26 protein-coding genes and 1 pseudogene are annotated in these 24,788 nt (G+C 51.0%); 4 read left to right on the forward strand and 23 right to left on the reverse strand.

The window, feature by feature from the left end; translation table 11 throughout:
• Nucleotides 1–25: 25 nt before the first annotated feature.
• The 11 genes from JI735_RS26215 to JI735_RS26265 all read right to left on the reverse strand — a co-directional run bounded on the left by JI735_RS26215 (nucleotide 26) and on the right by JI735_RS26265 (nucleotide 10,308).
• Complete coding sequence (locus JI735_RS26215; RefSeq protein WP_039836776.1) at nucleotides 26–889, reverse strand: deoxyribonuclease IV; 864 nt, start codon at nucleotides 887–889, stop codon at nucleotides 26–28.
• Nucleotides 879–1,694, reverse strand: coding sequence for an Fpg/Nei family DNA glycosylase (locus tag JI735_RS26220; protein ID WP_039836777.1), 816 nt, complete (start codon nucleotides 1,692–1,694; stop codon nucleotides 879–881). Before JI735_RS26220 ends, JI735_RS26215 begins: the two co-directional genes overlap by 11 nt.
• A 55-nt stretch (nucleotides 1,695–1,749) precedes the next feature.
• The gene (locus JI735_RS26225; RefSeq protein WP_039836778.1) at nucleotides 1,750–2,538 is read right to left on the reverse strand and encodes a TIGR01457 family HAD-type hydrolase; all 789 of its coding nucleotides are present in this window, start codon (nucleotides 2,536–2,538) and stop codon (nucleotides 1,750–1,752) included.
• Between the two features lie 56 nt (nucleotides 2,539–2,594).
• A complete protein-coding gene (locus JI735_RS26230) occupies nucleotides 2,595–2,735 on the reverse strand; it encodes a hypothetical protein (protein WP_157771417.1) in 141 nt (46 codons plus the stop codon).
• Between the two features lie 111 nt (nucleotides 2,736–2,846).
• Nucleotides 2,847–3,797 carry a ribonuclease Z gene (gene rnz / locus JI735_RS26235; RefSeq protein WP_039836779.1) on the reverse strand — a complete coding sequence of 317 codons (951 nt, stop codon included), beginning with the start codon at nucleotides 3,795–3,797 and terminating at the stop codon, nucleotides 2,847–2,849.
• Between the two features lie 198 nt (nucleotides 3,798–3,995).
• Nucleotides 3,996–7,373, reverse strand: coding sequence for a methionine synthase (gene metH, locus JI735_RS26240; RefSeq protein WP_411830140.1), 3,378 nt, complete (start codon nucleotides 7,371–7,373; stop codon nucleotides 3,996–3,998).
• A gap of 184 nt (nucleotides 7,374–7,557) precedes the next feature.
• Nucleotides 7,558–7,980, reverse strand: coding sequence for a FixH family protein (locus JI735_RS26245; RefSeq protein ID WP_039836782.1), 423 nt, complete (start codon nucleotides 7,978–7,980; stop codon nucleotides 7,558–7,560).
• Nucleotides 7,981–8,184: 204 nt separating this feature from the next.
• Complete coding sequence (locus tag JI735_RS26250) at nucleotides 8,185–8,970, reverse strand: HAD family hydrolase (RefSeq protein WP_039836784.1); 786 nt, start codon at nucleotides 8,968–8,970, stop codon at nucleotides 8,185–8,187.
• 38 nt (nucleotides 8,971–9,008) lie between these two features.
• Entirely contained in the window at nucleotides 9,009–9,536 is a 528-nt protein-coding gene (locus tag JI735_RS26255; RefSeq protein WP_039836785.1) for a hypothetical protein, read from the reverse strand.
• Nucleotides 9,537–9,620: 84 nt separating this feature from the next.
• Complete coding sequence (locus JI735_RS26260; protein ID WP_074113197.1) at nucleotides 9,621–9,794, reverse strand: DUF896 domain-containing protein; 174 nt, start codon at nucleotides 9,792–9,794, stop codon at nucleotides 9,621–9,623.
• 103 nt (nucleotides 9,795–9,897) lie between these two features.
• The gene (locus JI735_RS26265; protein ID WP_039836786.1) at nucleotides 9,898–10,308 is read right to left on the reverse strand and encodes a LysM peptidoglycan-binding domain-containing protein; all 411 of its coding nucleotides are present in this window, start codon (nucleotides 10,306–10,308) and stop codon (nucleotides 9,898–9,900) included.
• Between the two features lie 240 nt (nucleotides 10,309–10,548).
• Here JI735_RS26265 and lexA point away from each other — a divergent pair, with 240 nt between their 5' ends.
• The 3 genes from lexA (at nucleotide 10,549) to JI735_RS26280 (ending at nucleotide 12,271) form a co-directional block, all read left to right on the forward strand.
• Nucleotides 10,549–11,175, forward strand: a complete 627-nt coding sequence (gene lexA, locus JI735_RS26270; protein ID WP_025704214.1) for a transcriptional repressor LexA — start codon at nucleotides 10,549–10,551, stop codon at nucleotides 11,173–11,175.
• Between the two features lie 225 nt (nucleotides 11,176–11,400).
• Nucleotides 11,401–11,739, forward strand: coding sequence for a L,D-transpeptidase (locus JI735_RS26275; protein WP_039836787.1), 339 nt, complete (start codon nucleotides 11,401–11,403; stop codon nucleotides 11,737–11,739).
• Nucleotides 11,740–11,893: 154 nt separating this feature from the next.
• The gene (locus tag JI735_RS26280) at nucleotides 11,894–12,271 is read left to right on the forward strand and encodes a hypothetical protein (protein WP_039836788.1); all 378 of its coding nucleotides are present in this window, start codon (nucleotides 11,894–11,896) and stop codon (nucleotides 12,269–12,271) included.
• Nucleotides 12,272–12,373: 102 nt separating this feature from the next.
• On the opposite strand, the gene JI735_RS26285 is transcribed toward JI735_RS26280, so the two are convergent.
• The 3 genes from JI735_RS26285 to JI735_RS26295 all read right to left on the reverse strand — a co-directional run bounded on the left by JI735_RS26285 (nucleotide 12,374) and on the right by JI735_RS26295 (nucleotide 13,311).
• Nucleotides 12,374–12,550, reverse strand: a complete 177-nt coding sequence (locus tag JI735_RS26285; protein ID WP_157771418.1) for a hypothetical protein — start codon at nucleotides 12,548–12,550, stop codon at nucleotides 12,374–12,376.
• Nucleotides 12,551–12,703: 153 nt separating this feature from the next.
• Nucleotides 12,704–12,922: a hypothetical protein gene (locus tag JI735_RS26290; RefSeq protein ID WP_039836789.1), complete on the reverse strand. Its 219-nt coding sequence runs from the start codon at nucleotides 12,920–12,922 to the stop codon at nucleotides 12,704–12,706.
• 161 nt (nucleotides 12,923–13,083) lie between these two features.
• On the reverse strand, nucleotides 13,084–13,311 hold the full coding sequence (locus JI735_RS26295; RefSeq protein ID WP_020431142.1) for a hypothetical protein: 228 nt from the start codon (nucleotides 13,309–13,311) through the stop codon (nucleotides 13,084–13,086).
• A 326-nt stretch (nucleotides 13,312–13,637) separates the two neighbouring features.
• Between JI735_RS26295 and JI735_RS26300 the strand changes: the two genes are divergently transcribed.
• Complete coding sequence (locus JI735_RS26300) at nucleotides 13,638–13,856, forward strand: hypothetical protein (protein WP_039836790.1); 219 nt, start codon at nucleotides 13,638–13,640, stop codon at nucleotides 13,854–13,856.
• Nucleotides 13,857–14,162: 306 nt separating this feature from the next.
• On the opposite strand, the gene glnA is transcribed toward JI735_RS26300, so the two are convergent.
• From glnA to hfq, 9 genes and pseudogenes are all read right to left on the reverse strand, one after another.
• Nucleotides 14,163–15,491 carry a type I glutamate--ammonia ligase gene (gene glnA, locus JI735_RS26305; protein WP_020431139.1) on the reverse strand — a complete coding sequence of 443 codons (1,329 nt, stop codon included), beginning with the start codon at nucleotides 15,489–15,491 and terminating at the stop codon, nucleotides 14,163–14,165.
• Nucleotides 15,492–15,521: 30 nt separating this feature from the next.
• Nucleotides 15,522–15,932, reverse strand: a complete 411-nt coding sequence (locus tag JI735_RS26310) for a MerR family transcriptional regulator (RefSeq protein WP_019910684.1) — start codon at nucleotides 15,930–15,932, stop codon at nucleotides 15,522–15,524.
• Nucleotides 15,933–16,316: 384 nt separating this feature from the next.
• Entirely contained in the window at nucleotides 16,317–17,570 is a 1,254-nt protein-coding gene (locus tag JI735_RS26315; RefSeq protein WP_202676588.1) for a methionine gamma-lyase family protein, read from the reverse strand.
• 258 nt (nucleotides 17,571–17,828) lie between these two features.
• Nucleotides 17,829–19,117, reverse strand: a pseudogene (gene hflX / locus JI735_RS26320) (GTPase HflX).
• A 59-nt stretch (nucleotides 19,118–19,176) separates the two neighbouring features.
• Entirely contained in the window at nucleotides 19,177–20,148 is a 972-nt protein-coding gene (locus tag JI735_RS26325) for an AAA family ATPase (RefSeq protein WP_039836799.1), read from the reverse strand.
• Nucleotides 20,149–20,292: 144 nt separating this feature from the next.
• Nucleotides 20,293–20,952, reverse strand: a complete 660-nt coding sequence (locus tag JI735_RS26330) for a YdcF family protein (protein WP_051051982.1) — start codon at nucleotides 20,950–20,952, stop codon at nucleotides 20,293–20,295.
• A 3-nt stretch (nucleotides 20,953–20,955) separates the two neighbouring features.
• A complete protein-coding gene (locus JI735_RS26335) occupies nucleotides 20,956–21,510 on the reverse strand; it encodes a ribonuclease FAU-1 family protein (protein ID WP_020431125.1) in 555 nt (184 codons plus the stop codon).
• Between the two features lie 199 nt (nucleotides 21,511–21,709).
• The gene (locus JI735_RS26340; RefSeq protein ID WP_202676589.1) at nucleotides 21,710–24,406 is read right to left on the reverse strand and encodes a transglycosylase domain-containing protein; all 2,697 of its coding nucleotides are present in this window, start codon (nucleotides 24,404–24,406) and stop codon (nucleotides 21,710–21,712) included.
• A gap of 138 nt (nucleotides 24,407–24,544) precedes the next feature.
• Nucleotides 24,545–24,784: an RNA chaperone Hfq gene (hfq, locus tag JI735_RS26345; protein WP_019910673.1), complete on the reverse strand. Its 240-nt coding sequence runs from the start codon at nucleotides 24,782–24,784 to the stop codon at nucleotides 24,545–24,547.
• Nucleotides 24,785–24,788: the final 4 nt, after the last annotated feature.

Raw genomic sequence — 24,788 nt, forward strand, 5'->3', positions numbered from 1 at the left:
AGTAACCCGGATATGAACAGGCTGATCATAGCTGCACCTCCGCTTCATACCATTTGCGTACTGCGGCAATTTCCTGCCGGTGTGTTCCGTCGGGTCCCTTCCCGGTCTCCAAGGCAATAGCCGTCCGGCCAAAAGGTTCCGCAGTCAGCAGCGTCCGCAAGCCCGCGTCACCGATACAGCCTTTGCCGATCTGGGCATGCCTGTCCTTGCGCAAGCCGAACGCATACATGGAATCGTTCAGATGTACGGCCGCAAGATGCGGCCAATAGCCAAGCGCTTCCCCACGCTGCAGGAATTCCCCCGTATGCTGCGGGTTCCAGATCCCGGCGGCGAACGCATGGCAGGTGTCCAGGCAAAACCCGATTTTTTCCGGATAACGGCTGAGCTCACGGATTTTGACCAGCTCTTCCAGGGTCATGCCTTCCTTGCCGTGATTGCCGGCCTGGTTTTCTATCAGGAGCTTGGCCTGCCCGTCCCAGCTTTTCAGCGTATCATTTATACATTGTATAATATTTTGGTAGCCTTGTAATGGCTCGGTCCCGGAGAAATGGCCAAAATGAACCACAATGCCCAGCGAACCGCAGGCTTCGGCAATCTCCAGGTCGTTGAGCAGCGATGCCACCATTACCGGCCGGGGTGTCGCCCCTTCACTGGCCGCTGCCAGATTAGTGGGATAAGGGGTATGCGCAATGGACACCATTCCCTTCTCCCGGCAAAAGGCAGCACAGCTAGAGGCATCCCGCTTGTCGAGCGGCTTCACGCGCAAACTGCGCGGATTCTTTGGAAAATATTGAAAACATGTCGCACCGCTCTCCCAGGCGAACCGGGCAGCCTGCCCGTATCCGCCGCGAATGCTGACATGTGCCCCGATTTTGGGACTACTCGTCATGCTGGCAGTCCGGGCAATAAAACACTTTGCGCCCGGACAGCTCTATTTTGACAATCGTTCCCCCATCACGCAGGCAAGGTTCGCCCTCACGATCGTACACTTTACACTTATCATTATAGGAACCGGTAACTGTATCTCCGGCCATGAACGGCATTTCCATATAGCCCCCGATTTCAGTGGCCTCTGTCAGCACCTTGCGGACACTGTCATACAGCCGTGTCACTGCTTCCGGCGTCAGGTTCTGCACCAGCGTCGTCGGCAGGAGCCTGGCCTCAAAAGCAATTTCATCCGCATAACAGTTGCCGATCCCCGCCATAACCTGCTGATTGACCATCAGGCTCTTCAGCGCACCCCGGCGCCCTTTCAGCAGTCCCGCGAACCGTTCAGATGTCATGCGGCGGTCCAGCAGCTCCGGTCCCAGCTTGCCCATTGCCGCCTCGCTTTCCTTGACGGACAGCAGGTGCAGATATCCCAGGCGCAGCCCCATGAAATACAGGATGTGATCTCCAAAAGCAAGCTCAACCTGTGTAGAGCGCTCAGGCCGCTCTGCCTCCGTACCGTAAAACAGCAGTCCGCCCAGCATCAGATGCAGCAGCAGCCTGCGGCCATCGTGAAGATGGAACAGGATATGCTTGGCACGGCGCTCCACAAATACAATGCGTGCTCCAAGGAGCGCTTGGGTGAATTCCGGGGTCTCCATGTTGATGGTTTTCTCCCGGTTTACGGTTACGCCTGTAATTGGAACATTTATAAGATGCTGGCTGAGCAGCTTTCGGTAATTCTCCATTTCCGGCAATTCCGGCATATTGGCATCTTCCCTTCGAAGGTATCATAGATAAGTAAATTGCACACCTTTGACATTATACACCGAGTGTCACCATAAGTTCAGCTAAATCAGCACAAATTTCATCCGGCTCCACTCCGGTTAGACGCTGATAGTCTTCCAGATTATCCCTTGTAGTCAGCCCGGTCAATACCAGAATGGTCCGGCAGCCTGCACGGGCTCCTGCGGAAATGTCTGTCCGCATGTTGTCCCCGACCACAACGGCCTCGCCCGGATCAATACCCATCAGCGATGTAGCATACGCAATGAGATGCGCTTCGGGTTTGCCGATGACAACGGGCGGAATCCCGCTTGCCGCTTCAATTGCAGCTCCCAGTGAACCTGCACCGGGCATGACGCCGTCATCGGAAGGAAGCATCAGGTCCGGATTCGTCAGCACAAACTTCGCCCCCTCGCGGACCCAGCGGGAAGCCTTTGCCAGGGAATCGTATGTAAAAGACCGGTCAATGCCCTGTACAACATATTCCGGCGCTTCGCTCACCAAGCGGAGTCCGGCTTCGCGGCAAGCCTGAATCAACCCCTCTTCCCCAAGTATCGCCACGGTTGCTCCCGGCGATTCCCCCGCGATGTAGCGGGCTGCAGCCAATGATGAAGTGCACACCTCCTGAGCTTCTGCTTCGATGCCCATAGCGCACAGATGCGCCGCCACACTCGCCGGGGTCCGCGAAGAATTGTTCGTTACGAACATAAAGGGAATTCCTGCCGTACGCAGTGCCGCGACAAGCAGATCTGCCCCCTGAATCATCCGGCCTCCATGATATAGAGTTCCATCCAAATCGATCAACAATCCTCCAACATGGTCCATTGTGTTCGCCCCCATTACAGCGGATTTTCTTTTAATCACATTAATTATTATTTATATTAAATTTCTTTACCAGCAGTTATCACATGTAAATAATCCATGACCTGCTCATCATTTATTGCTGGCTTCATGCTCATTTCCCGACGGGCAGGCACCGTTGATTTTTCGCCAATTTCTCTACTGCTTCGTTGCTTTTTCATCCAGCTAATCCTTTAAATTTAACACACTTCGTCGAAAGCTAGCGAACCCCTGACGGGGCCGTCTTTTTTTGGCATGCCCCTGTCATTTCCTGCGCTTTCCCGGAAAATAATTCACTTTCCCGGGTCATTTCCCGGCGTTCTCCGGTACACGGGAAAGGTGCAGAATTCCTCGGCCAGCAATGTCTGCGGAAAGATTTCCTGCGCCTCCGCCAGCAGCGGAAGCAGCTCTTCCTGCGTGGTATAACGAGAACTGAAGTGGGTCAGCAGCAGCTCACGCCCGCCTGCATCACGCGCCAGCTCAGCGGCCTGCCGGGCTGTGCTGTGATGATATTGATGAGCCATTTCCTTCAGATCATGGCCAAAGGTTGCCTCATGAATAATCAGATCTGCATCCAATGCAAGCGGTAAGGTCCCTTGGCAAGGTCTGGTATCGCCCAGCACAGTTACAATCCGTCCACGCTTTGGAGCATTGACCACCTCCGCTGCGCGGATCAGAACGCCTTCCTCGGTCGTTACATCCTGCCCTTTTTTCAAAAGGCCATAGAGCGGCCCCGGCTTCAGACCATAGCTCATCAGCAGCTCCTTATTCAGATTGCCTGGGCTGTCTTTCTCCGTCACCCGGTAGCCGTAGCTGTCAATCCGGTGCTCCAGCAGTCCGGCCTCCACCTTAAAGCCGTCATCCTCGAAGATAAGTCCTCCGCTATGCTCAACAATCTCCAGCGGGTAAGGAATGCGGGACTGGCTGACGGACAAGGAGATGTCCAGATAGGCTTTGAGACCAGGCGGTCCGTACACTGTAAGCGGGCCAGTGCCGCCCTGATACCCGCGGCTGGACAATAGACCCGGCAAGCCGAACAAGTGGTCACCGTGCAGATGGGTAATGAACAGCTTCTCCAGCTTCCCCAGCCGCAGCGGGGAACGGAGAACCTGGTGCTGTGTACCTTCTCCGCAATCGAACATCCAGAAGCTGCGCCGCTCTTCCAGCAGGCGGAGTGCAACCGAGGTTACATTCCGCTGCAGCGTCGGTACCCCGGCATTGGTACCCAAAAAGTATATTTCCATAGTGCTCCTCCTCTCTTCATTTTACCCGGGAATCATTCATTTTCCCTTCATCTGAATCTCATGAAGAGAATTTTACCCTTTTTAGGACAAAAAAGCATCTTTCGGTCCCCTGTAAGCTCCAGCAAAAAACCTCCCGTTACGGGAGGTTCCGCTCTGAAGGACGTTGTCCCTACAGAAGGAGTGTATGGGAAGGGAAGCTTACTGCTTCTCCACATTAAAATATTGCGCTTCAGGATGGGCGAACACCATCGCCGACACCGAAGCCTCCGGCTCCATCATGAAGCCTTCGGTAAGCTCGACACCGATATCTCCGGGCGACATCAGCTTGAACAGCGGCCCCTGATCCTCCAGATCCGGGCAAGCCGGATACCCAAAGGATACACGAATGCCCTGATAGCGGGCTCCGTGTCTCTGCTTCATCGTCATATCCGCCGGGTCCGGGAATCCCCAGGTATCCCGCATCATATGATGGACACGTTCCGCCAGACCTTCTGCGACCTCCAGCGCCACCGCCTGCAGGGCGTGGGAGCGGAGATAATCGCCTTTGTCCCTCAGCTCGGCTGACATTTCACGTACACCGTGACCGGCAGTCACTACCAGGAAGCCGACATAATCCATAATTCCGCTGTCCACGGATTTCAGGAAGTCAGCCAGACATAGATATGGCTCAACATTCTGGCGCGGGAACGTGAAGGTATGAAGTACCGTGGCTGTATCCTGCGGGTCATAGATCAGAATATCATTCCCCCTGGATTGCGCCGGGAAAAATTGATACATGGCATGCGGAGTCATCGTACCCTCCAGCATGGCATGATGGAGAATTTCATCCACAGTCTCCTTCAGTTCGACTGTGCGCGGGTCACCGGCTGCAAGCTGGGCTTCTACCGAGCCCTTCAGTCCAAGATGATGACCCAGCAGCATCTGCATATTCACATAGGGGATAATATGCCCGAGCGGATAATTGCGCAGGACATGCCGTTCCAGATCGGGAGGTGTAAACACAGGCGCATCCGGCGAAATCTTCGAGCGGACGGCCCTGGTCAGCACGGGAAGCTCCTGCTGCGGAGCGACAGCTACAGCGGCCTCCGCTTCAAGGCGAACCTCCTCTTCGATCTTGACCCGTTCCTCCGGATTCATCAGCCGGTTGGCGATATCCAGACCGTCCATGGCATCTTTGGCATAGAGCACCAGCCCGTCATATTCCGGACGGATACGCGTCTTGGTGAACTTGCGGGTCAACGCCGCACCGCCAACCATGATCGGCACATCGATACCGGCTGTGCGCAAATCCTGGGCAGTCAGCACCATCTGCTGTGCCGACTTCACGAGCAGGCCGGACAGCCCGATCGCATCGGCTTTTTCCCGCCGGAATGCTTCGATGATACTCTCCGGTGGTACTTTTATGCCCAAATTGATAATCTCGTAACCATTATTGGAGAGAATGATCTCCACCAGATTTTTGCCGATATCATGCACATCGCCCTTAACGGTTGCCAGCATGATCTTGCCCTTAACCGAGGTTTCATCTTTCTGCATGAACTGCTCCAGATGGCTGACAGACGCCTTCATCACTTCAGCGCTTTGCAGCACTTCTGCGACAATCAGCTCATTGTTGTTGAACAGCCTTCCGACTTCGGACATTCCCGCCATCAGCGGCCCGTTAATGATCTCCAGCGGTCCTGACTTGGTTAGAGCCTCATTGAGATCAGGGATCAAGCCTTCCTTCGTCCCCTCCACCACATAGGATGCGAGGCGCTCTTCCAGAGAGAGATTGGAGATCTTCTCTTTCTTCTCCACCTTCTTACCGCGAAAAGCGGCTACAAAGGCGGAAAGTGTATCATCATTCGTATTATAGATCAGCTGCTCGGCCAGATAACGTTCTTGTTCAGGAATGGAAGCATAGCGTTCCACCTTTTCCGTATTCACAATGGCATAATCCAGTCCGGCTTTGGTGCATTCATAGAGGAACACGGAGTTAAGAACCTCGCGTCCTGCCTCAGGCAGACCAAACGAAACGTTGCTGATGCCCAGAATCGTATGCACTTCAGGAAGGGCTTCCTTGATCAGCCGGATTCCGTCAATCGTCTCCTTGGCGGAGCCGATATATTGCTCATCCCCGGTACCTACAGGGAATACCAGCGTATCAAAAATCAGGTCCTCCGGGGCCAGTCCATATTTATTAACCAGCAGTTCATAAGAACGTTTGGCAACATTCAGCTTATCTGCAGCCTTTATAGCCTGTCCTGACTCGTCAATGGTCCCCACAACAATTGCCGCCCCATACTTATGGATCAATGGTGTGACCAGTTCGAACTTTTCTTCGCCATCTTCAAGGTTAATGGAGTTAATGATTGCTTTTCCCTGGCTGTACTGCAGCGCCAGATCAATCACCTTCGGATCGGTGGTATCGATCATTAGCGGAACTTTGACCTTTTTGACTACCAGCTCCAGAAACTTCGTGATATCTGCACTCTCATCGCGGTCAGGGTCCTGCACACAGACGTCAATCACCTGCGCACCGCTCTTCACCTGGGCCCGGGCGATTTCAGAGGCCTCCTCATATTTGCCTTCCACGATCAGCCGCTTGAACTTCCGCGAGCCGAGCACATTTGTGCGTTCACCCACCATGTAAGGGCGGTTGTCGCTCTCGATATATACAGGCTCTATCCCTGAAAGCGCAGGCGGATGCTGCCCGTCGAGTCCCCGGGGCGGATATTCCGCCAATACCTCAGCCATTGCACGGATATGATCCGGCGTTGTCCCGCAGCAGCCTCCGGCAATATTCAGCCAGCCCTTCTCCGCAAATCCCGCAAGCTTGCGGGCAAGCGAATCCGGCGACTCATGATAATTGCCGTTCTCATCGGGCAGTCCCGCATTCGGATAGCAGCTCACCGCTGCGGAGGAGATCGCCGAGAGGGAACGGATATGATCGCGCATAAACTCAGGTCCGGTCGCACAATTGAGGCCGATGGAGATCGGCTTCAGGTGCTCGAGCGAAATGTAAAAGGCTTCTATGTTCTGGCCGGCAAGCGTAGTCCCCATAGGCTCAATTGTCCCCGATATCATAACCGGAAGGGTGATACCCGACTGTTCAAAAGCATTGCGGATACCTATGCTTCCCGCCTTCACATTCAGGGTATCCTGGGACGTTTCGAGCAGCAGTGCGTCTACTTTGCCTTCGATCAGCGCGGCTGCCTGCTCCTCATAGCTCTGCACAAGCTCCTGGAAGGTGACCCCTCCGGTTACTGAGAGAGTCTTCGTTGTCGGGCCCATAGCTCCAATCACATAGCGGGGCCGGTCAGGTGTGTCATATTTGTCTACGGCATTCCTTGCAAGTCTGGCTGCTTCGAGATTAATCTCACGCGCCCGCTGCGGAATATCATATTCAGCCAGTACAACAGAGGTAGCACCGAAAGTGTTGGTCTCAATTAAATCCGCACCGGCTTCGAGATATTTCTCGTGGATGCCCTGTATTAGCTCAGGCCGGGTAAGGACCAGCATTTCATTGCAGCCGTCAAGCTCCTCCCCGCCAAAATCGGCACCGGTAAGCGGCACCTGTTGAATCATCGTACCCATTGCTCCGTCAAGAATCAGTATGCGCTGCTGTAAGCTTTCAGCAAGTGTGAATTTAGCCACTTTCTATCCCCCAGTAAAACATTAGAGTAAGTTTAGCAGAATTAAAGGATTTCGAAAAGCCTTCCTTTCCTCTCTGCTTTATCTGTAATTGCTGACGGCAGATTCCGTCCAGGTTTCTATCCTATTAGGGCTGGACCACTAGCTTTTTGCTGGGCATGGAATGCTGTGTCCGTGCTGTTACGTGGGAGGTCACAGTAAACTCCCCCTCGGCTTCCATCGTTCCTTCTGCTTTATATATACCATTCCCTGCTGACTCGCCTGTGAATTCAAGCTTTGACTCTGTATTATTGTTGCTGACGATTTCAAAAAGAACTTCTTTCGCATCATCCACCGGTTGGCCGTTTTGTGTAACCAGCGCCTCAAAGACCACCTTCTGGCCCGCTGCAACCTGCTGAGGACTCCAGGACAGTTCTACTTTTATAGGCTCCATGGATATATTTGACTCAGCATGCATATGATTCATATCCCCATTGCCGCCAGAGCAGCCAGAAAGAGTTGCCGCAATGATTAACGATAACAACGCAGTCAGTTTCCTTGGGTTCAACATTTGGAGTCCTCCCAGGTAATTGGTAGATTTCATGATAATACTGACATCTTGTGAAGCATTCTCATCTATTATACACATAATATTCGAATTATCAGTAAATAAACTCATTTTTCCGCACTATGCCGTGATAATGGTCACATACACTTCCTTTTTCAATAAAAAAGCCGCATCCCAAATCAGGATAACGGCTTCTTGGAAGCGGTGCTATAAAGTTTCTACAAGCGGCAGAAGCTCGCTGAGATGTCCAATCTGATAATCCGGTGTGATCTCCGGGTCGGATGCTTTGCCGGTGCGGTTAATCCATACGGTTGTCAAGCCTGCTCCAAGTCCGCCAAGAATATCGGTTGTCAGTTTGTCACCCACCATAATTCCTTCCTCGGGGGTGATATCCAGCAGATTCATGGCATGTGTGAAGATCCCCTTGTCCGGTTTGCCTTTGCCAAAGCTCCCCGAAATCACAACATGGTCAAAGTAAGGAACCAGCTCCGGAACTCCGTCAAGCTTTTCCTGCTGCAATGCAGGACAACCGTTCGTCAGGAGCAGCAGCTTCACCTTCCCCTTCAGCTCATCCAGCACTTGCAGTGTTTCTTCATATATATACGGGCGGCTGCGGCGTTCTGCGGCAAACTTAGCCGCCAGCGTTTCGGCAAGAGCTTCATCCTCCACACCCAGCGCGGCCAGTCCGCGGCGCCAGGATTCCTTGCGGTAGACAGGGGCAAGCTGCTCCATTTGACGGAATTCAAGCTGTTCACCGGCCGTAAAATTTCCCCACAACGCTTCAAAAGGGTTGATTCCTATCAGCTTGGTGAACGGAAATGTCTCATACGATTCATACAGATTCCTTGCTTCCCTGCGGACCGCTGCTTCCAGCTCCCGGGGATCGACGGAGTCTCCTGCTGCTTCACTGGCATAGCGGAATGCTTCTTCTACGCTCCGCTCATCCCAGAGCAGTGTGTCATCAAGGTCAAAGAGTACGGCTGAAATCGGCATTGTAGTTCTCCCTCTCCCTATGCTGGTCTATATCTTTACTATTCGTTCACTATTTCCACATGATTCTGCTTGGCGAACTGCTCCAGACGCTCTGTCATAGCCTTAATGTCATAACGGTTGATCAGTCTGGAGAATACCCACTGTGTGCGCTTGCCTTTATACTTGATAGAGACTGTGCCGCGAGTAACGGTAATTTTCTCAATATCTGCTGCCGGCAGCAGACGCTCCCGGTTATATTTAATGGTGGACAGTCTGGCGCGTTCAACCTTCAAATACGGACGGCGGAAAAACAGCAGTGCCGCAAGCAGAAAATACAGCACTACTCCCAGCCAGTTGGCGAGAATGCCGCTTCCTTTTGCTTCATCAATGGAGCCAACTACCCAGAACATAATGCCCAGCAGCATTAGCACGACGGGAAATACGATGTTGCGGCCTTTGAAAACATCGCTGCTCTTGGCAGCGGCAGAAGAGGTTGAAGCATAGATGGATTCTTTCCCTTGCTTCTTGCGTTGCTTGTTGACTTGCTGTGTGTTGCGTTGAACCATTCTTTCCCAAGAACGGGCCATGTCAGTTCCCCCTAGTCATCCTAAAATATCTATGAAAAGGAACAGAGCATCATTAACTCCTGCCTTGTTGCCTTGTTCATGCTCTTATTTATCCACAATCTCAATGTTGTTGAGCTGAGCGCGGAAGTTGCTGCGGATATTGCCCAGGTAGATCTCGCGCAGCTTGGCTCTTTCCGCAAGCTCCTCTTCATTCAGGCCGTCACTCTTCTGTTTGCGCGCCAATTCATTGATGCGGGCGACCAATTCATCAATATTCAATGTGTTTCCCTCCTCTATAAATTCATTCTAACTGTGCCATGAGAAAAAGAGCTTGTCAAGGTCTGCTCCCTGAAAGCTCTTAGCTCCATCTATGGGTACTGTTTCAGTATGAATATACAGGTAAAGTAAGCACATCTCCGGCTTGGATATTGCTGTTCTCCAGGCCGCTTGTTCGTTTGATTCCTTCTATATATACAGCCGTTTTCATATCAGCCGGTTTATTCTTCAGTGCAATGCTCCATAGAGTATCCCCACGTTCCACTACGACCCTCTTTTCCTGCTTGGCCGAAGACACTGATCCTGCAAACACATTGCCCACCACCGTAAACCCTGAGATCACCAGCAGAACAATCAAAGCCAGCTTTACAATATGATCTGTCCGGATGAATCTGCGATTGCGATGTGATGATATTAAAGATAAAAGCAGATTCTTAATATTTAGTCTATCCATTGAAGCTGTATGGTCTTCATGAACCTCATCGTAAATACTGCGGTATGTGCTGTACTTTAACATATTAACCAGCCTCCAAACACTTGTTCTTACTTTCGAAATCAATATAACACGAACATGTGTTTTGAGCAATAGTTTTTTCGAACAATTGTTCCCTTCTTATGCACAACCCTTTTTTCACGGATTATGACAGCTCAATTCACAAATCACCGCTATTTCCGCCAACGTTTTAGAACTTATGTTTGTACGAACGGAAGTTCTATGTTATAATTTTCCCAAACATAGTATATGGGGTTGATTCCGATGTCAAAGATTTCGAGTCGCCAACTGGCGATCCTGGAATTTATTCGTAACGAAGTCCGCAGCAAGGGTTATCCGCCTTCTGTCCGGGAAATCGGCGAAGCTGTAGGACTGGCTTCCAGCTCCACGGTACATGGCCATCTGGACCGGCTGGAGAAGAAAGGGCTCATCCGCCGCGATCCGACGAAACCGCGTGCAATAGAATTGCTGGGTCAAGAGGATTCCGAGAATGTTCATCAGTTCGTTCAGACGGTAACACGCATTCCTGTCGTTGGGAAGGTTACTGCCGGGGTACCGATTACAGCAACTGAGAATATTGAGGATTACTTTCCACTGCCTACTCATTATGTAGGAGACAACAAAGTGTTCATGCTGTCCGTCCTTGGCGACAGTATGGTAGACGCAGGCATTATGAACGGTGACTACGTGATCGTCCGCCAGCAGCAGACTGCGGATAACGGCGATATCGTGGTTGCCATGACTGAAGAAGATGAAGCAACCGTTAAGACCTTCTACAAAGAGCGCGACCACATCCGCCTCCAGCCGGAGAATCCGGCATACGAACCTCTACGTCTGAATCGTGTCACGATTCTGGGCAGAGTTATCGGCCTATTCCGCGATATTCATTAGCTTTCCCCCTCTATTAAGACTGCTCCGCTGGAATTGGCGGACAGTCTTTTTTCCTTTCTCCTATTAGACCTTTCCGCGTAACCTATTTTGCTCGCCATCCAGTCTTTCCATATGCCCTTTTTACCCGATGGGAACATTTGTTCCTTTTAACTCGCCGATGCTAATTATTTCAGAACGCTCCATCCTCTCCGCTCATATCCTGATCATAAAGGAGTGCTGATCACGATGCCCGCCTATCGAATCATTATTGATCTGTCACAGCGGATGCTGTATCTGCTCGACAATGACACTGTTATTAGAGGTTTCCCTGTAGGGATTGGCAAAATGTTAACGGTCTCTCCGGTTGGAGAATACACCATTATCAACAAACAGCGTAACCCCGGAGGCCCGTTCGGCGCCTTTTGGATGGGCCTGTCCAAACCACATTACGGGATTCATGGAACCAATGACCCTTCCTCTATCGGCAAAATGGTCTCCCGCGGCTGTATTCGTATGTACAATGAGGATGTATTGTGGCTCGCAGCTACCGTTCCAGTTGGAACCAGGGTAACCATTCGGGAATAACAAACGTAAAGGACACCTATGCCAGACGCGCAGCAGCGTCTTCGCAGGGTGTCCTTCATGTTCTAACATTTATTTTGCGTACTAACAGGAAAAGTGCAGTAATATGTCGAAACTTGTACATTGTAAAATTAAATCTTGAAAGGAAGTGCCTGGTTTGAATCAATCCAAAGTCAGAACCCACGTCGATTTTAAAGTCGAAGCACTGGGTAAGCTCTCTAATCTTTTGCTGAACAATAATCATGGAGAACGCAAAGTGAATCTGCTTACCGCGTTCGGCAGCATCGAAGGCAATGTAGCTACGAATACAAGCAGCAAGGAAGATGTTTTTAATTTCAAGTCACTGATGGACGATGTTATCGTAGACGAATACATCTCCTACCTGGGTGCTGAGCATCCCGAAAAATCATTCAACTACAATTTTGTTGTCCTGGACAACGTGGTTGTACGTCCTTTTGCTAATTATGAGACTGTAATTGAATATAAGCAGCTTATTGTTTATGCGGATCAAATTACGGCCTTTAACTTCCTGTAAAGCTGTACAAGTACATCTCTACATATTGGAGCAATAAACGACTTGTGCCTCCTGGTGAACATCACCATGGCCCGCAGACTAAAATCACGGAGGCACTCAGCTTTATTGCTGCGTCTGCTCGTATCCGAGTTCATCCAAAATGCCTTCTGCCAGCGCAAGCTGAACCTCCTCGGGTTCCTTCAGCTTTCTGGCATAAACCACTGCGCTTTTAACCACTTTTTCGATCAGCCGCCGACCCTGTTCTTTGGTAATGGACACTTCCACCTCAGAGCGCCCCACCACCTCCGCTAAGCAGCCCCAATCGCTGCCGCAAACCTTCTTCCATTCCCGTCATCCTCCAGTTATGTAGGTTATGATACATCGCAACCTTGAAAAGGCACCCCGAAGGATGCCTTGAAATGCAGAAACTACTGCTCCCACTCCCCAAGCTAACTACAGAACACTGCGGAGTAACCGGATCGCAGCAGTATTTAAGCGCAATGCTTCACGTATGGAAGCTCTTGCAGCCAGCAGCTCGCGTCTCGCCCGGCTGGGATTCGGCACCCGCCGCAAATTTTCATTGATTTCTTCCAGTCTCTCCAGCAAAATAGCTCTTTGCGTCCGCAGCAAATTCAGCGCTCTGCGGATTCTTGCACGCTCGCGTTCTGTCATCATTTACACCCCTTTTACGTTTGATAGTATAAGAGATGCAATTGATGCCGCATTGGCATGTGCGATCAGGCAGTAAAATTGAAGACAACAAATGAGCCGCTTCTCAGCAGCTCACAAGAAGAATGGGAATACTCCCATCCAAAAGAAGGCTGGACCATCGATTATTCCTGTTTTTTCGGAACACGGACTCTGAACTCAAATCCATCCCGGCTGTAACACATTCCGGCTACAAGCACATCATCCGGGGTCCATCTCTGCACAGGTCCGGCATAGTCTGCTATAACATGCGGCTTGCCTTCGATTAACTGAACGACGTATACCTTCACTTGAGCAAGCGCCGCGGCGAACAAATCGGCATCGCTCGTCAGAACTTTATACGTTGACTTCAAAAAGGCACCTCCTTATCGGCTGGTTGATACCCACTCAGGCAATCCCCTAATTTTTTGGAATCTATGTATAACAAATTAACAGACTCTCCATTTCAGAGAGGAGAATTTCCATACATAGGTAGTATACAGCGGTACGGAACTATATGTAAACGAGTCAAGCTGTTTATTTTCCATAAAAAAGAGTGCATTCTGTTAATTATTTAGAATCTGGCATGAAAACAATCTTTTTAGCAAGTGTCATTTTTATGACTTGGCTTGCCTTTCCCTGCAGGATTTGGTAAGACTAATTTAGTTGAGAACAGACTGAATTGTAAGGAGGAAGCACTTTGGAGGAAATAAGAATTCAGAAAAAGGACCGCGCCGTCAGCTTTAGGGTGAGCGAGGAAGCAGGCGAATTTATCGTTTTTGACATGTCACTGTCTAACCCGGCCGGCAGCCGCACCAATTATAGCGGGAAACAGTTCCGGGAAGCCTGGAAGGCAGTAGAATCCATCCTTGGGGAAACGGCGATTCCTAACGAAATCATCAAGTATGCAAACTCATAATCTGCAGCAAAAGCCCCGGCAACGGGGCTTTTCTTTTCAACTAAATAACTGATCGTGATTGCTATGTCTTCTTGGGTATGTCCAATAACAAACAAAGTCTCAGATGAGTCCGCATACGCCTGGTAAACAAACTTTTTCGCAAAATAAGGCCATCTCTGTCCGCTTTATTCCGCCGATGGAGCCTATTCCGCCTGCACCTCCCTATTCATCTGAAGCTTCATAGATATCCACATTGTTTAGCATTGTATAATTTTCCAAACTATAAAAAAAACCCTCAACGCTCAGAGCGTTAAGGGCTGATTCATTCTAGTAAAGCGTCATGTACTGATCTCTTTCCCACTCATGAACCTGAGTACGGTAGATGTCCCATTCAATTTCTTTCAGCTCATAAAAATGAGCCAAGGCATGTTCACCGAGGGCTTCGGTAATGACATGACTGCGGATCATTTCGCCCAGCGCTTCCTTCAGATCGGACGGCAAGCTTGGAATACCTTCTTCGATCCGCTCTTCTTCCGACATCACATAGATGTTGCGGTCGATAGGAGCCGGAAGATCGAGCTGGCGCTTGATGCCGTCGAGACCTGCCTTCAACATGACAGCAAGTGCCAGGTAAGGGTTAGCCGCAGGGTCCGGATTACGGACTTCGATGCGTGTGCTGAGTCCTCTGGAAGCTGGAATACGGATCATTGGACTGCGGTTGCTGGCAGACCAGGCCACGTAGCAAGGTGCCTCATAACCTGGAACAAGACGTTTGTAGGAGTTCACTGTCGGGTTAGTGATGGCTGCAAAAGCACGTGCGTGCTTAAGAATGCCTGCCATGTAGTACCGCGCCGTTTTACTCAGACCCAGTGTGTCGCTTTCGTCATAGAACACATTCTCATTGCCTTTGAACAAGGATTGGTGCGCGTGCATACCGGACCCGTTCATCCCAAAAAGAGGCTTAGGCATAAAAGTAGCATGCAGGCCGTGCTGGCGGGCAACCGTCTTCACGACAAGCTTAAAGGTTTGAATTTGGTCGGCTGCCTTGATGGCATCAGCATATTTGAAATCAATCTCATGCTGGCCGGAGGCAACTTCATGGTGAGATGCTTCAATTTCGAAGCCCATCTCCTCCAGAGTCAATACGATTTCACGGCGACAGTTTTCCCCAAGGTCCATCGGCGCCAAATCAAAATATCCGCCCTGGTCATTCAATTCTGTTGTGGGATTGCCTCTTTCGTCTGTTTTGAACAGGAAGAACTCCGGCTCCGGTCCAACATTCATCGCAGTGTAGCCCATTTCTTCGGCCTCCTGCAGACAACGCTTCAGAATGCCGCGCGGATCACCGGCAAAAGGTGTTCCGTCAGGCATGTACACATCGCAAATCAGACGTGCTACCCGGCTGTCCGTTACCCAAGGGAAAATAACCCATGTGCTCAGATCAGGGTAGAGGTACATGTCAGATTCTTCGATCCGCACATAACCTTCGATGGAAGAACCATCGAACATCATTTTGTTGTCCAGCGCTTTTTCCAGCTGGCTGACAGGAATCTCAACATTCTTAATTGTACCGAGCAAATCGGTAAATTGCAGACGAATAAAACGGACATTTTCATCCTTAGCGATACGCAGGATATCTTCTTTTGAGAAGCTCACTTTACCCTCTCCCTTTCACGTCTCTTTGTATTATTTATTAAAAAACCGGGAAAGCTCGCCTTGAATAAGAGACACTTGTCCCGGTCTTTTACCGGAAACCAGTTCCTGCTTCAGTAAACGGTGCAGCTGTGAATCAGACAACTCTCTACGTCTAACCTCTGTGTCAGGGGTAATGACTGTAGCTTCTTCGGATTCCTTCGAGACGGGATTCATTACCTGCTTGATACCGGCAATATTAACCCCCTTCTCAATCAATGCCTTGATTTCCAGTAGGCGTTCCACATCATTAAACGAGAATAAACGCTGGTTGCCGGATGTGCGCGCGGGCACGATCAGACTGTGCTGCTCATAATAACGAATTTGTCTTGCCGATAAATCAGTTAACTTCATTACGATCCCTATAGGAAATAATGCCATATTTCTGCGGATTTCATCACCCATGACTCATCCAACCTTCCAATGATCTTTTTCTCATCTCATTGTACATTTCCTTATATGACGTGTCAATGGTGTGTAAGATATTCTTACAGGATTTTATGTAACCTTAAGAATTCAAGTAAAGTGAGTGTAAGCTAAAACATAACACGACCTCCGAAGTATATCACAGAGAGCGATGCACAAGCAAAACTTACAGCGCTTTCAATGACCTTAGTTCAAGCAATAACTCAAAAGACAAAAAAAGTACCCACCAGCCTGGCCGGTGGGCAAAATTACGGGATGGCATGTACTGTTCACTCCACAAAAAAGTTTTGTATGCAGTGGTTAAAAGTTGCAAGATTCTTGATTTAAAAGATGGAGCATTATATAAATCCGATTCAGCATAAATTACAGCAATTTACGGTCCCTCATGCTCTGCAGCGCCATCAAAACTCCATATTTTACGTGGGAATACGTTAATCCGCCTTGCATATAGCCGATATACGGTGCACGGATCGGGGCATCCGCAGATAACTCCAAGCTGCCGCCCTGGATAAAGGTTCCTGCCGCCATGATGACAGGATGCTCGTAACCCGGCATATCCCACGGCTCGGGAACGACATGGCTGTCCACAGCTGCGGCGCGCTGGATTCCCTGGACAAAAGCAATCAGGTGCTCTGGCCCGTCAAAAGACACGGCCTGGATCAAATCCGTCCGCGGTTCATTCCAGGCCGGCTTCGTCGTAAAGCCGCAGCGCTGGAAGACGGCAGCGGCAAAGATGCTGCCTTTCACTGCCTGCCCGACCGTATGCGGGGCCATGAACAGCCCCTGGTAGAGGCCGCGCGTCGTTCCCAGCATGGCGCCTACTTCACCGCCGATGCCCGGCGCTGTAAGCCGGTAGGCCGCAAGCTCCACAAGCTCCTGCCGTCCGAGAATGTAGCCGCCGGTTTCAGCGATACCGCCACCGGGATTTTTGATCAGGGAACCCGCTACCAGATCGGCCCCCACCTGTGGCGGCTCAAGCTTTTCTGTAAATTCGCCATAACAGTTATCCACAAAAACAATGACATCCCGTTTCAGCGATTTAACTTTCTCCACCATTTCACCAATTTCAGCAACCGTGAAGGAGGAACGCCAGTCATAGCCGCGCGAGCGCTGAATGCCGATGACCTTGGTCTTGTCATTAACAGCCAGAGCTACCTCTTCCCAATCGATCTTCCCTTCAGCCGTCAAAGCCGTTTCGCGGTAGCCGATGCCGAAATCAGCCAGAGAGCCTGTCCCGTCGCCCGGTTTGCCGACCACCTTGTGCAGCGTATCATAAGGTCTTCCAGTGATGTACAGCAGCTCATCTCCGGGACGCAGCACACCAAAAAGCGCCGTTGATATCGTATGTGTGCCCGAAGCAAAATGAGGCCGCACCAGCGCCGCCTCCGCTCCGAATACCTCGGCATAGACAAGATCCAGCACTTCCCGGCCCCGGTCATTGTAGGCATACCCGGTGGAGCCGGCAAAATGAAAATCGCTTACCTGCTGGCGCTGGAAGGCTTCAATGACCTTCCACTGATTATGATCCACAATCCGTTCAAGCGATTTCACCGCACTTTCAATTTCCTGCTCTGCGGCCTCTGCCGCCTGTAAAATATCCTCCGCAAAAACTGCCATTCCTAATGTTCTCTCCTTATCTGTACCCATCTATATAAGTTGAACTTTAGTTTTACATTGTGGGGTATAGTCGTAACTGCGGGGAATGTTTGGACTTCCAGCCGCTGTTGTCCCCAGATTTCTTGAATGGAAACCGCCTTTAGCGGTTGAAATCCGGTGACAAAGGCGGACGCTACCGCTCTTCCAGTTCCAAACTTCCCCTCCGCACTTCTACCCTTTTTATGAAATTTTCTAGTTCAACTTTTAAAACGCCCGGATCTATTCCTGCTCCACATATTCCGCAAGTTTGTAGCTCCATTTTCCGTAATCCTCTTTATTCAGACGCACTTGATATAAAACGTCATTGTCTTCCACATTCTGTTCCAGCACCTCTCCCACCCGGTAAAGCAGTGAGGAAAGATCCCCGCGGTCTCCGGGAATACGGAAGGTCAGCGTATCTCCGGCCAGCTCGTCGGCAATCATTTCGGTGATCCGGGTCAGATCGTCCGGGTTAAAGGCGCTGATCTTCAGAAACCCCGGACCCGAAGGCAGCATCTGCAGCTGCTCAGGCCGGCAAATATCACTTTTGTTAAAAAGTACGATTTGCGGTTTCCCCGCGGCCCCGAGATCCTGCAGAATGGACTGCACAACCTCCATCTGCTCCTCCCTCATCGGAGAAGAGGCATCCACCACATGCAGCACCAGATTGGCCTCATTGACCTCTTCAAGCGTCGCACGGAAGGAAGCTACCAGGTCATGCGGCAGATTCTGTATAAATCCTACGGTGTCTGTCAGGACTACTTCTTTGCCTGCGGGCAGCTGCAGCACACGCGAAGTAGGATCGAGAGTGGCGAACAGCTGGTTCTCAATGTAAACATCGGCATCTGTAAGCTGCTTAAGCAGCGTAGACTTGCCGGCGTTGGTATATCCGACCAGCGCAACCTGGACAGCGCCGCTCTTCCGCCGGCGTTCCCGGTGCAGCTCACGCGTTTTGACCACTTCGTCCAGCTGGCGTTTCAGTTCGCTGATCCGGTCACGGATATGCCGGCGGTCGGTTTCCAGCTTGCTCTCCCCGGACCTCTGGTTCCGATTCCCCCTCCAAGCCTGGACAGATTCTTGCCATGGCCGGATAAGCGCGGCAGCAGGTAGGACAGCTGCGCCAGCTCCACCTGAATAATGCCCTCCCGCGTTTTGGCCCGGCCTGCGAAAATATCCAGAATCAGCTGGGTGCGGTCAATAATCTTCAGGTCCAGCGCCTCTTCCAGGTTCCGTACCTGGGCACCCGAGAGCTCCTGGTCAAAGATAGCCGTATTGGCCCCGAGTCCGTCAGCGGCCATCCGCAGCTCCTCTACCTTTCCTTTGCCAATGAACCACTTGGAATCCGGGGTTTCCTTGTTCTGGCGGAGGACATCCAGCACTACTACTCCGGCTGTCTCGGCCAGTTGGACCAATTCCTGCAGCGACAGCTCGGGATCAACGCCGGTGCGTTTGATTTTGTCTGTAACCAGACTGACCAGAATAGCCCGGTCCTGTATTTCTGTTTCGGTATCGTGGGTGGTGATTGCCATGAATTACATGCTCCTTGTCCTGTACACTAAGTTGTGTATCGTCCGTGGTGAATAGCTGCCTACAGTTTAAAATCTTCTGTGCGGAGTGTCATCAGCTCCTGCTTGCCCGGGCTGTTGCTCTCATATTGATTCAGCAGCCGTACCGCTTGGGCTCGCACCGCTTTTTCTATAGAGTTGCGAACATAACGCGCGTTGCTGAAGGCATGAAGGCTCTCTGTCTTCTCCAGCAGCAGATGCTGCTTTAGTTTGAGTATGGCCTGCGGCATCAGAATATAATCGCGTTCTTTGGCCATCAGCTCCGCAATCTGCAGCAGCTGGTCTATGGTGTAATCGGGAAATTCCACCTGAATGGGGAACCGGGAGGGCAAACCGGGGTTGCTCATCAGAAAATAATCAATTTCACTGGAGTATCCCGCCAGAATCAGCACGAATTGGCTGCGGTGATCCTCCATGGATTTGACAAGCGTGTCAATGGCCTCTTTGCCAAAATCCTTATCCCCGCCCCGGGCGAGACTGTAAGCTTCATCAATGAAAAGAATGCCTCCGAGCGCCTTTTTCACCAGGTCCCTTGTCTTCTGAGCCGTATGCCCGATATATTCGCCAACCAGATCCGCTCTTTCCACTTCGATCAGATGCCCTTTGGTCAGCACACCCATCCGCTGGAACAGCTTGGCGACAATTCTGGCTACCGTAGTCTTGCCGGTTCCGGGATTCCCTTTGAAAACCATATGATACGCCTGGCCGCCGCTGGCAAGTCCCGCATCGCTGCGCATCTTGGCGATCTGCAGCAGGGCATAGATCTCGAATACCAGCTCCTTGATATTTTCCAACCCTACGAGTGCATCCAGTTCCCGGTTAAGCTCCTGAAACCATTCACTGTGTCCGTTGTTTTTTGGGGGTGCGGCCTGAGCAAGACTGTCTGCAGCCGCGTGGCTTACCGCTGGTGTATCCTGATTCCGCAGCACAATATTGATTTGTCGTGACGGTCTGCCTTCCTCCCGTCCGCTTGCCGCCGCTACGCGTCCGTTCACCTTGTTCACCTCATTATCCAGGGCTGACTTTACCTATACCTTATATCAAGTCTATTCCGCTAATTAAGGTCTTATTAGCAGTTTCAGAAACTTCCGGACAAATAGAGGCTCAGGAATCAGGAAAGCAGCGCCAGGCTTGACTTTTCACAGAAAAAGCTGCTGCATCTTCCATTTCGTATAAGCCAAAATTTCGCGGGTCTTGTACTTTAGCATCGACATCACCTGTGAATCGGTAAGCCCCAGCTCAGGACGGTTGTAATGGAGTTCCTGGGCAATCTCAAGTGCGCGCTGTCCGTGAAAAGTATGTGTAATAATGACTGCTGTGTTTAAGTCTTTGGATTTCATCAGCTTTTGACTAAACCGGAGATTCTCATAAGTGCTGGTAGACTTGTCCTCCAGAATGACAGCGTTCTCCGGAACACCGTGCTCCACCAGATAGTTCTTCATTCCCTCTGCTTCGGTATATTTATAATCTGCCCGGTCCAGACCGCCAGATACAATAAACCGGGGGAATTTGCCTTCCCGGTATAGTTCCAGCCCATAGTCAAGCCTTTCCTGTAATCCGGGACTGGGCTTGTCTCCCCACATCGCCATACCAAGAATAATGCCCACATCCGCTTCCTGCATAGGATTCGTCGTTGCTGCGCTGTTGATCCGGCCAAAGACTGATGCGCACCAGAGCAATCCGGCGGCGATACAGACCGCCAGTACAATGAGCAGATTGCGCTTCATCCGGGAACGGCGGCCTTTGCGCGATACTTTGCGAATCGGGGATGAACCTCTTTGATAGACATACCAATCCATTTTTTATTTCCTCCTGAATTCTCCGTGATGGAACAATTCGGCACGATGCTTCAAGGAAAGGGAGAAATAAGGAAAAGCATGAGCATCTATGCTGCGAAGAATACTGCTTGCTGTAGCCCAGGCCAAATTATAGTCACTGTCCGTAATATCCTCACGTTCCAGGGCTTCCTCCAGCTCGTCCTCATCCAGCAGAAATACCTCTCCATTCCACAGCACCACAACATCCAGATACAGATCATCGAACCAGGGCACGCCTTGGTCGGTGACCCCTTGAACCTTGCAGGTGTCAATGTACCACTGCACGATGTTTTGCCGCTCGTCGAACATTGCCGTCACAATATAGTGGCTGTCTTTGGGAAAATACTGCAGCCATGAGTACCCTTTGTCCGCTATGCGGTATGTATGCCTGCCGTAGCTCTTCCACAGCGGTTCCTTCAGCCCATAAATGGTATACAGGGTGATGTATCCGCTGAATTCCCGGCTCTCCACATAGCGGCAGGCAAAATGGCGGCGCGTAATCCGGCGCCAGTTGGCCCGGTCTCCGAATTTACGTTTCATATGAATGACCCTCTCAAGAAATGGTGTATTCAGCTTAACACATTTGCCAGATACACTCAAAACATCCCTTGCAAATTGCGGCAGATGATGCTCTTGAAAAAGGCAAAGAAAAAGCCCCGCCAGCCGAAGTCTCCGCAACATCCAGGAGAATCACAGCTGCCGGGGCAGGTGGATTTCATTTGTTTAGTTTGGGATTCAACTACTGTGTAACATTGCCTTCATCCACGAAACCCGCGGAAGGATCAGTGACGGGATCTGTAGCCCCCTCAGTACCCGCGTTGCCGCTGCCTGCACCGGTCGTGACAGCCGGATCAGTAGGCGGAATAGTTGCCGGAGGAGGTGTCGGTGAGGCTTCAGGAGTACCGGAAGGAAACTCTCCGCCGCTGCCGTTATCACCAGGGTTGCCGTTGCCAGGGTTGCCATTTCCTTGATTCCCGTTGCCCTGGCTGCCATTTCCTTGATTTCCGTTCTCCCCGCCGTTTCCATTCCCGTTGCCATTCCCGTTGTTTCCATCCGGATTTCCATTATTTTGCCCGTTTCCATTATTGCCGCCATTACCCGTTCCGTCGGTTGGAAGATTCGGATCAATCGTTGCCTCCGGCTCCTGTGTCGGTTGTTCGTCCTGCACCTCAACCGTGACGGTTGCAGAAGGCTCGCTTTCCACATCCAATGCCGGATAATAAGCCGTGACATAATATTCATAGGTCAAGCCAGGCATTGCACTGATATCCCCGACATTTGCGGAAACGGTATTCAGAAGCGGGCTGAACTCTGCTTCCGAGGTTTCGCGGCGGTAGATCCGGTATTCCACTCCTTTTGCAGAGGCAGGCTCCCAGCTCAGGTTGACGGTCATGGTTGAAGCATCATAGGCTGCATTCAGACCGCTGACTGGCTCCGCTGCTTCCGGTGTAGCCGTCGGTTCCGGCTGGTCAGTACCTTCCGGCTGCGGGAATGACTTCTCCGGAACGCCTTCCAGGGCTTCCTCCATGACCTTGCCCCAGAATGCCGCTGCGAGCGGACTGCTGTTCTTGAGCAAATGTTTTTTGTTTGGCTTGTCATAGCCCATCCAGACCGCAGCCGTCCATTCCGGCGTATAGCCGACAAACCAGACGTCCCGGTTCGAGCTGATGCCATCGTATCCGCTTTGCGTGGTGCCGGTTTTACCGGCTACCGGACGGTCAATTTTTGCTTTTCTACCTGTGCCGTCTTCTACGACCTTCTGCATCATCTCTGTCATCTGGTAAGCCGTATTCTCGCTCATGACGCGTTCCGGTTTGGTATTTGCCTTGTAGACGGTATCTCCGTCGCTATTGGTTATCGATTTGATCGAATAGGCCTCGCGCAATTCACCGCCATTGGCAAAGGCACTGTAGGCTTGAGCCATTTCCAGAGTATTCGTACCTTCACTCATCCCGCCAAGTGCCAGCGAGAGGTTTTTGTCCTCGTCCTTCAGTTTGATCCCGAGCTTTTTGGCGAACTGGAAGCCGGTATTGACCCCAATTTCATTCAGCAGCCATACAGCCGGGATGTTCTCCGACTTCGTCAAGGCCGCCGCCATGCTGATGGTTTTCGAATAGCCGTGCAGGTTGTTTGGACAGTAAGTGCCGAAGCATTGCTTTTCGTTGCTAAGCACGGAATTATTGGTGAATTTTCCGGATTCGAGCGCAGGTGCGTAAGCAACCAGCGGTTTGAAGGATGAACCCGGTGAGCGTCTGCTGCCGTCCACGCGGCTGTAGCCTTTTTTCTCATAATTCCGTCCGCCAAGGAGGGCCACGATGCTGCCGTTCTCCTGGTTGATTATCGTCATCGAGCCCTGCACCAGCTCATCGTCGGCGCTCTTCTCAAAGTTATCGCTGTCGGCAAAAGCTTTCTCCACCGTCTCCTGGGCATGTGCGTCCATGGTCGTATAGATTTTGTATCCGCCGATATTCAGATCGTCCTCGGTCAATCCGAACTTGTCTTCCGCTTCATCAACTGCATAATCAATAAAGGCCTGGTAACGCTGTTTGCTTTCCGGCGGCTTGTAGTTGTAGTTCACCACTTTGGCCTCGTCCATCTGATCCTTGGTAATGTAGCCCTGCTCATACATCAGCTGGAGCACCACACCGCGCCGTTCCTTCGAAAGCTCAGGATTGCGCAGCGGGTTGTAGCGGGATGGCCCCTTAGGCATTGCAGCAAGCGTGGCCATCTGCCAAATCTTGAGTTCGTTCAGATTACTTTGACCAAAATACCGGATGGATGCCGCCTTGATCCCGTAAATGGTGCCGCCGAAGTTGATGCGGTTCAAATACATCGTAATAATTTCGTCTTTGGTTTTCTCGTTCTCCAGAGCGACGGCAATGGACACTTCGGTCGCTTTACGGAAGAAGGTCTTATCCCTTGTGAGGAAGATGTTTTTGGCCAGCTGCTGGGTAATCGTACTTCCGCCTTCGACCATGCTCCGCGCTGCAATATCCTTCACAGCCGCCCGGCCGATTGACCATAAATCAACACCGCTGTGTTCAAAGAAGCGTTTGTCCTCTGTAGCGACAAATGCGTCGATCAGCAGTTTCGGAATATCCTTATGCTCCACCGGCTCGCTCTTCTCCAGCGCCAGCTCGCCGATCAGCTTCGCATTCCGGTCGTAAATCTTCGTGGTAGGGTTAATCGTAAGTTTTCCCTCGTTCGCATCCAGCAGCTTCTGGCCGTTCAGCATGATGAACAGATACCCGCCCAGCGCGCAAAAAATCGCCAGCGCCGTGGAAAAAAACAGCGTCCACAGCACACGTCTCTTGGTTAAAAATTTCTTCTTTTTCTTGGACTTCCCTTTGGAATTAGAATTAGAATTTGAACTCGAACTTGATGACTGCCCTCTGTTTCTATTGCGGTTCGTCCTGGATATATCGTCTCTGGACATGGTGCCTCCTGACTCCCTTTCGGAACGTTCATGATATTGAGTGCACGAATGAAAAGAACAACCTTCACAGGTTGCTCTCTCGCACTCTCTATTCAAACGATTTATAAGCAAAAAGGTTTCGCTTTAAGACTGTAAATCTTATTCTTCGCTTCCACTGTCCTGCATCAGCGATACGCTGCGCTGCGGTGTAAAGGTGGAAATCGCATGCTTGTACACCATCTGCTGGCGGCCGTCACTGTCGATGACAATAGTGAAGTTGTCGAAGGCTTTGATGATTCCCCGGATTTGAAAGCCGTTGGTCAGATATACTGTAGCAGGGATATTCTCTTTGCGCAGTTGATTCAAGAACGTATCTTGGATGTTAATGGACTTGTTCATATGA

Origin of the sequence: Paenibacillus sonchi (assembly GCF_016772475.1) — a bacterium.
GTDB classification, from domain to species: domain Bacteria; phylum Bacillota; class Bacilli; order Paenibacillales; family Paenibacillaceae; genus Paenibacillus_AQ; species Paenibacillus_AQ sonchi.

What these genes read in the sequence shown, in the direction of transcription:
- JI735_RS26335 (WP_020431125.1), bottom strand. Translation starts at nt 21,510, where the DNA reads ATGAAACGTAAATTCGGAGACCGGGCCAACTGGCGCCGGATTACGCGC.
- JI735_RS26265 (WP_039836786.1), bottom strand. Translation starts at nt 10,308, where the DNA reads ATGTTAAAGTACAGCACATACCGCAGTATTTACGATGAGGTTCATGAA.
- JI735_RS26290 (WP_039836789.1), bottom strand. Translation starts at nt 12,922, where the DNA reads ATGACAGAACGCGAGCGTGCAAGAATCCGCAGAGCGCTGAATTTGCTG.
- JI735_RS26230 (WP_157771417.1), bottom strand. Translation starts at nt 2,735, where the DNA reads ATGAAAAAGCAACGAAGCAGTAGAGAAATTGGCGAAAAATCAACGGTG.
- JI735_RS26275 (WP_039836787.1), top strand. Translation starts at nt 11,401, where the DNA reads ATGCCCGCCTATCGAATCATTATTGATCTGTCACAGCGGATGCTGTAT.
- JI735_RS26245 (WP_039836782.1), bottom strand. Translation starts at nt 7,980, where the DNA reads ATGTTGAACCCAAGGAAACTGACTGCGTTGTTATCGTTAATCATTGCG.
- JI735_RS26220 (WP_039836777.1), bottom strand. Translation starts at nt 1,694, where the DNA reads ATGCCGGAATTGCCGGAAATGGAGAATTACCGAAAGCTGCTCAGCCAG.
- rnz (WP_039836779.1), bottom strand. Translation starts at nt 3,797, where the DNA reads ATGGAAATATACTTTTTGGGTACCAATGCCGGGGTACCGACGCTGCAG.
- JI735_RS26310 (WP_019910684.1), bottom strand. Translation starts at nt 15,932, where the DNA reads ATGGGTGATGAAATCCGCAGAAATATGGCATTATTTCCTATAGGGATC.
- JI735_RS26340 (WP_202676589.1), bottom strand. Translation starts at nt 24,406, where the DNA reads ATGTCCAGAGACGATATATCCAGGACGAACCGCAATAGAAACAGAGGG.
- metH (WP_411830140.1), bottom strand. Translation starts at nt 7,373, where the DNA reads ATGGGTACGATGATTCAACAGGTGCCGCTTACCGGTGCCGATTTTGGC.
- JI735_RS26225 (WP_039836778.1), bottom strand. Translation starts at nt 2,538, where the DNA reads ATGGACCATGTTGGAGGATTGTTGATCGATTTGGATGGAACTCTATAT.
- JI735_RS26315 (WP_202676588.1), bottom strand. Translation starts at nt 17,570, where the DNA reads ATGGCAGTTTTTGCGGAGGATATTTTACAGGCGGCAGAGGCCGCAGAG.
- lexA (WP_025704214.1), top strand. Translation starts at nt 10,549, where the DNA reads ATGTCAAAGATTTCGAGTCGCCAACTGGCGATCCTGGAATTTATTCGT.
- JI735_RS26250 (WP_039836784.1), bottom strand. Translation starts at nt 8,970, where the DNA reads ATGCCGATTTCAGCCGTACTCTTTGACCTTGATGACACACTGCTCTGG.
- JI735_RS26330 (WP_051051982.1), bottom strand. Translation starts at nt 20,952, where the DNA reads ATGGATTGGTATGTCTATCAAAGAGGTTCATCCCCGATTCGCAAAGTA.
- JI735_RS26215 (WP_039836776.1), bottom strand. Translation starts at nt 889, where the DNA reads ATGACGAGTAGTCCCAAAATCGGGGCACATGTCAGCATTCGCGGCGGA.
- JI735_RS26255 (WP_039836785.1), bottom strand. Translation starts at nt 9,536, where the DNA reads ATGGCCCGTTCTTGGGAAAGAATGGTTCAACGCAACACACAGCAAGTC.
- hfq (WP_019910673.1), bottom strand. Translation starts at nt 24,784, where the DNA reads ATGAACAAGTCCATTAACATCCAAGATACGTTCTTGAATCAACTGCGC.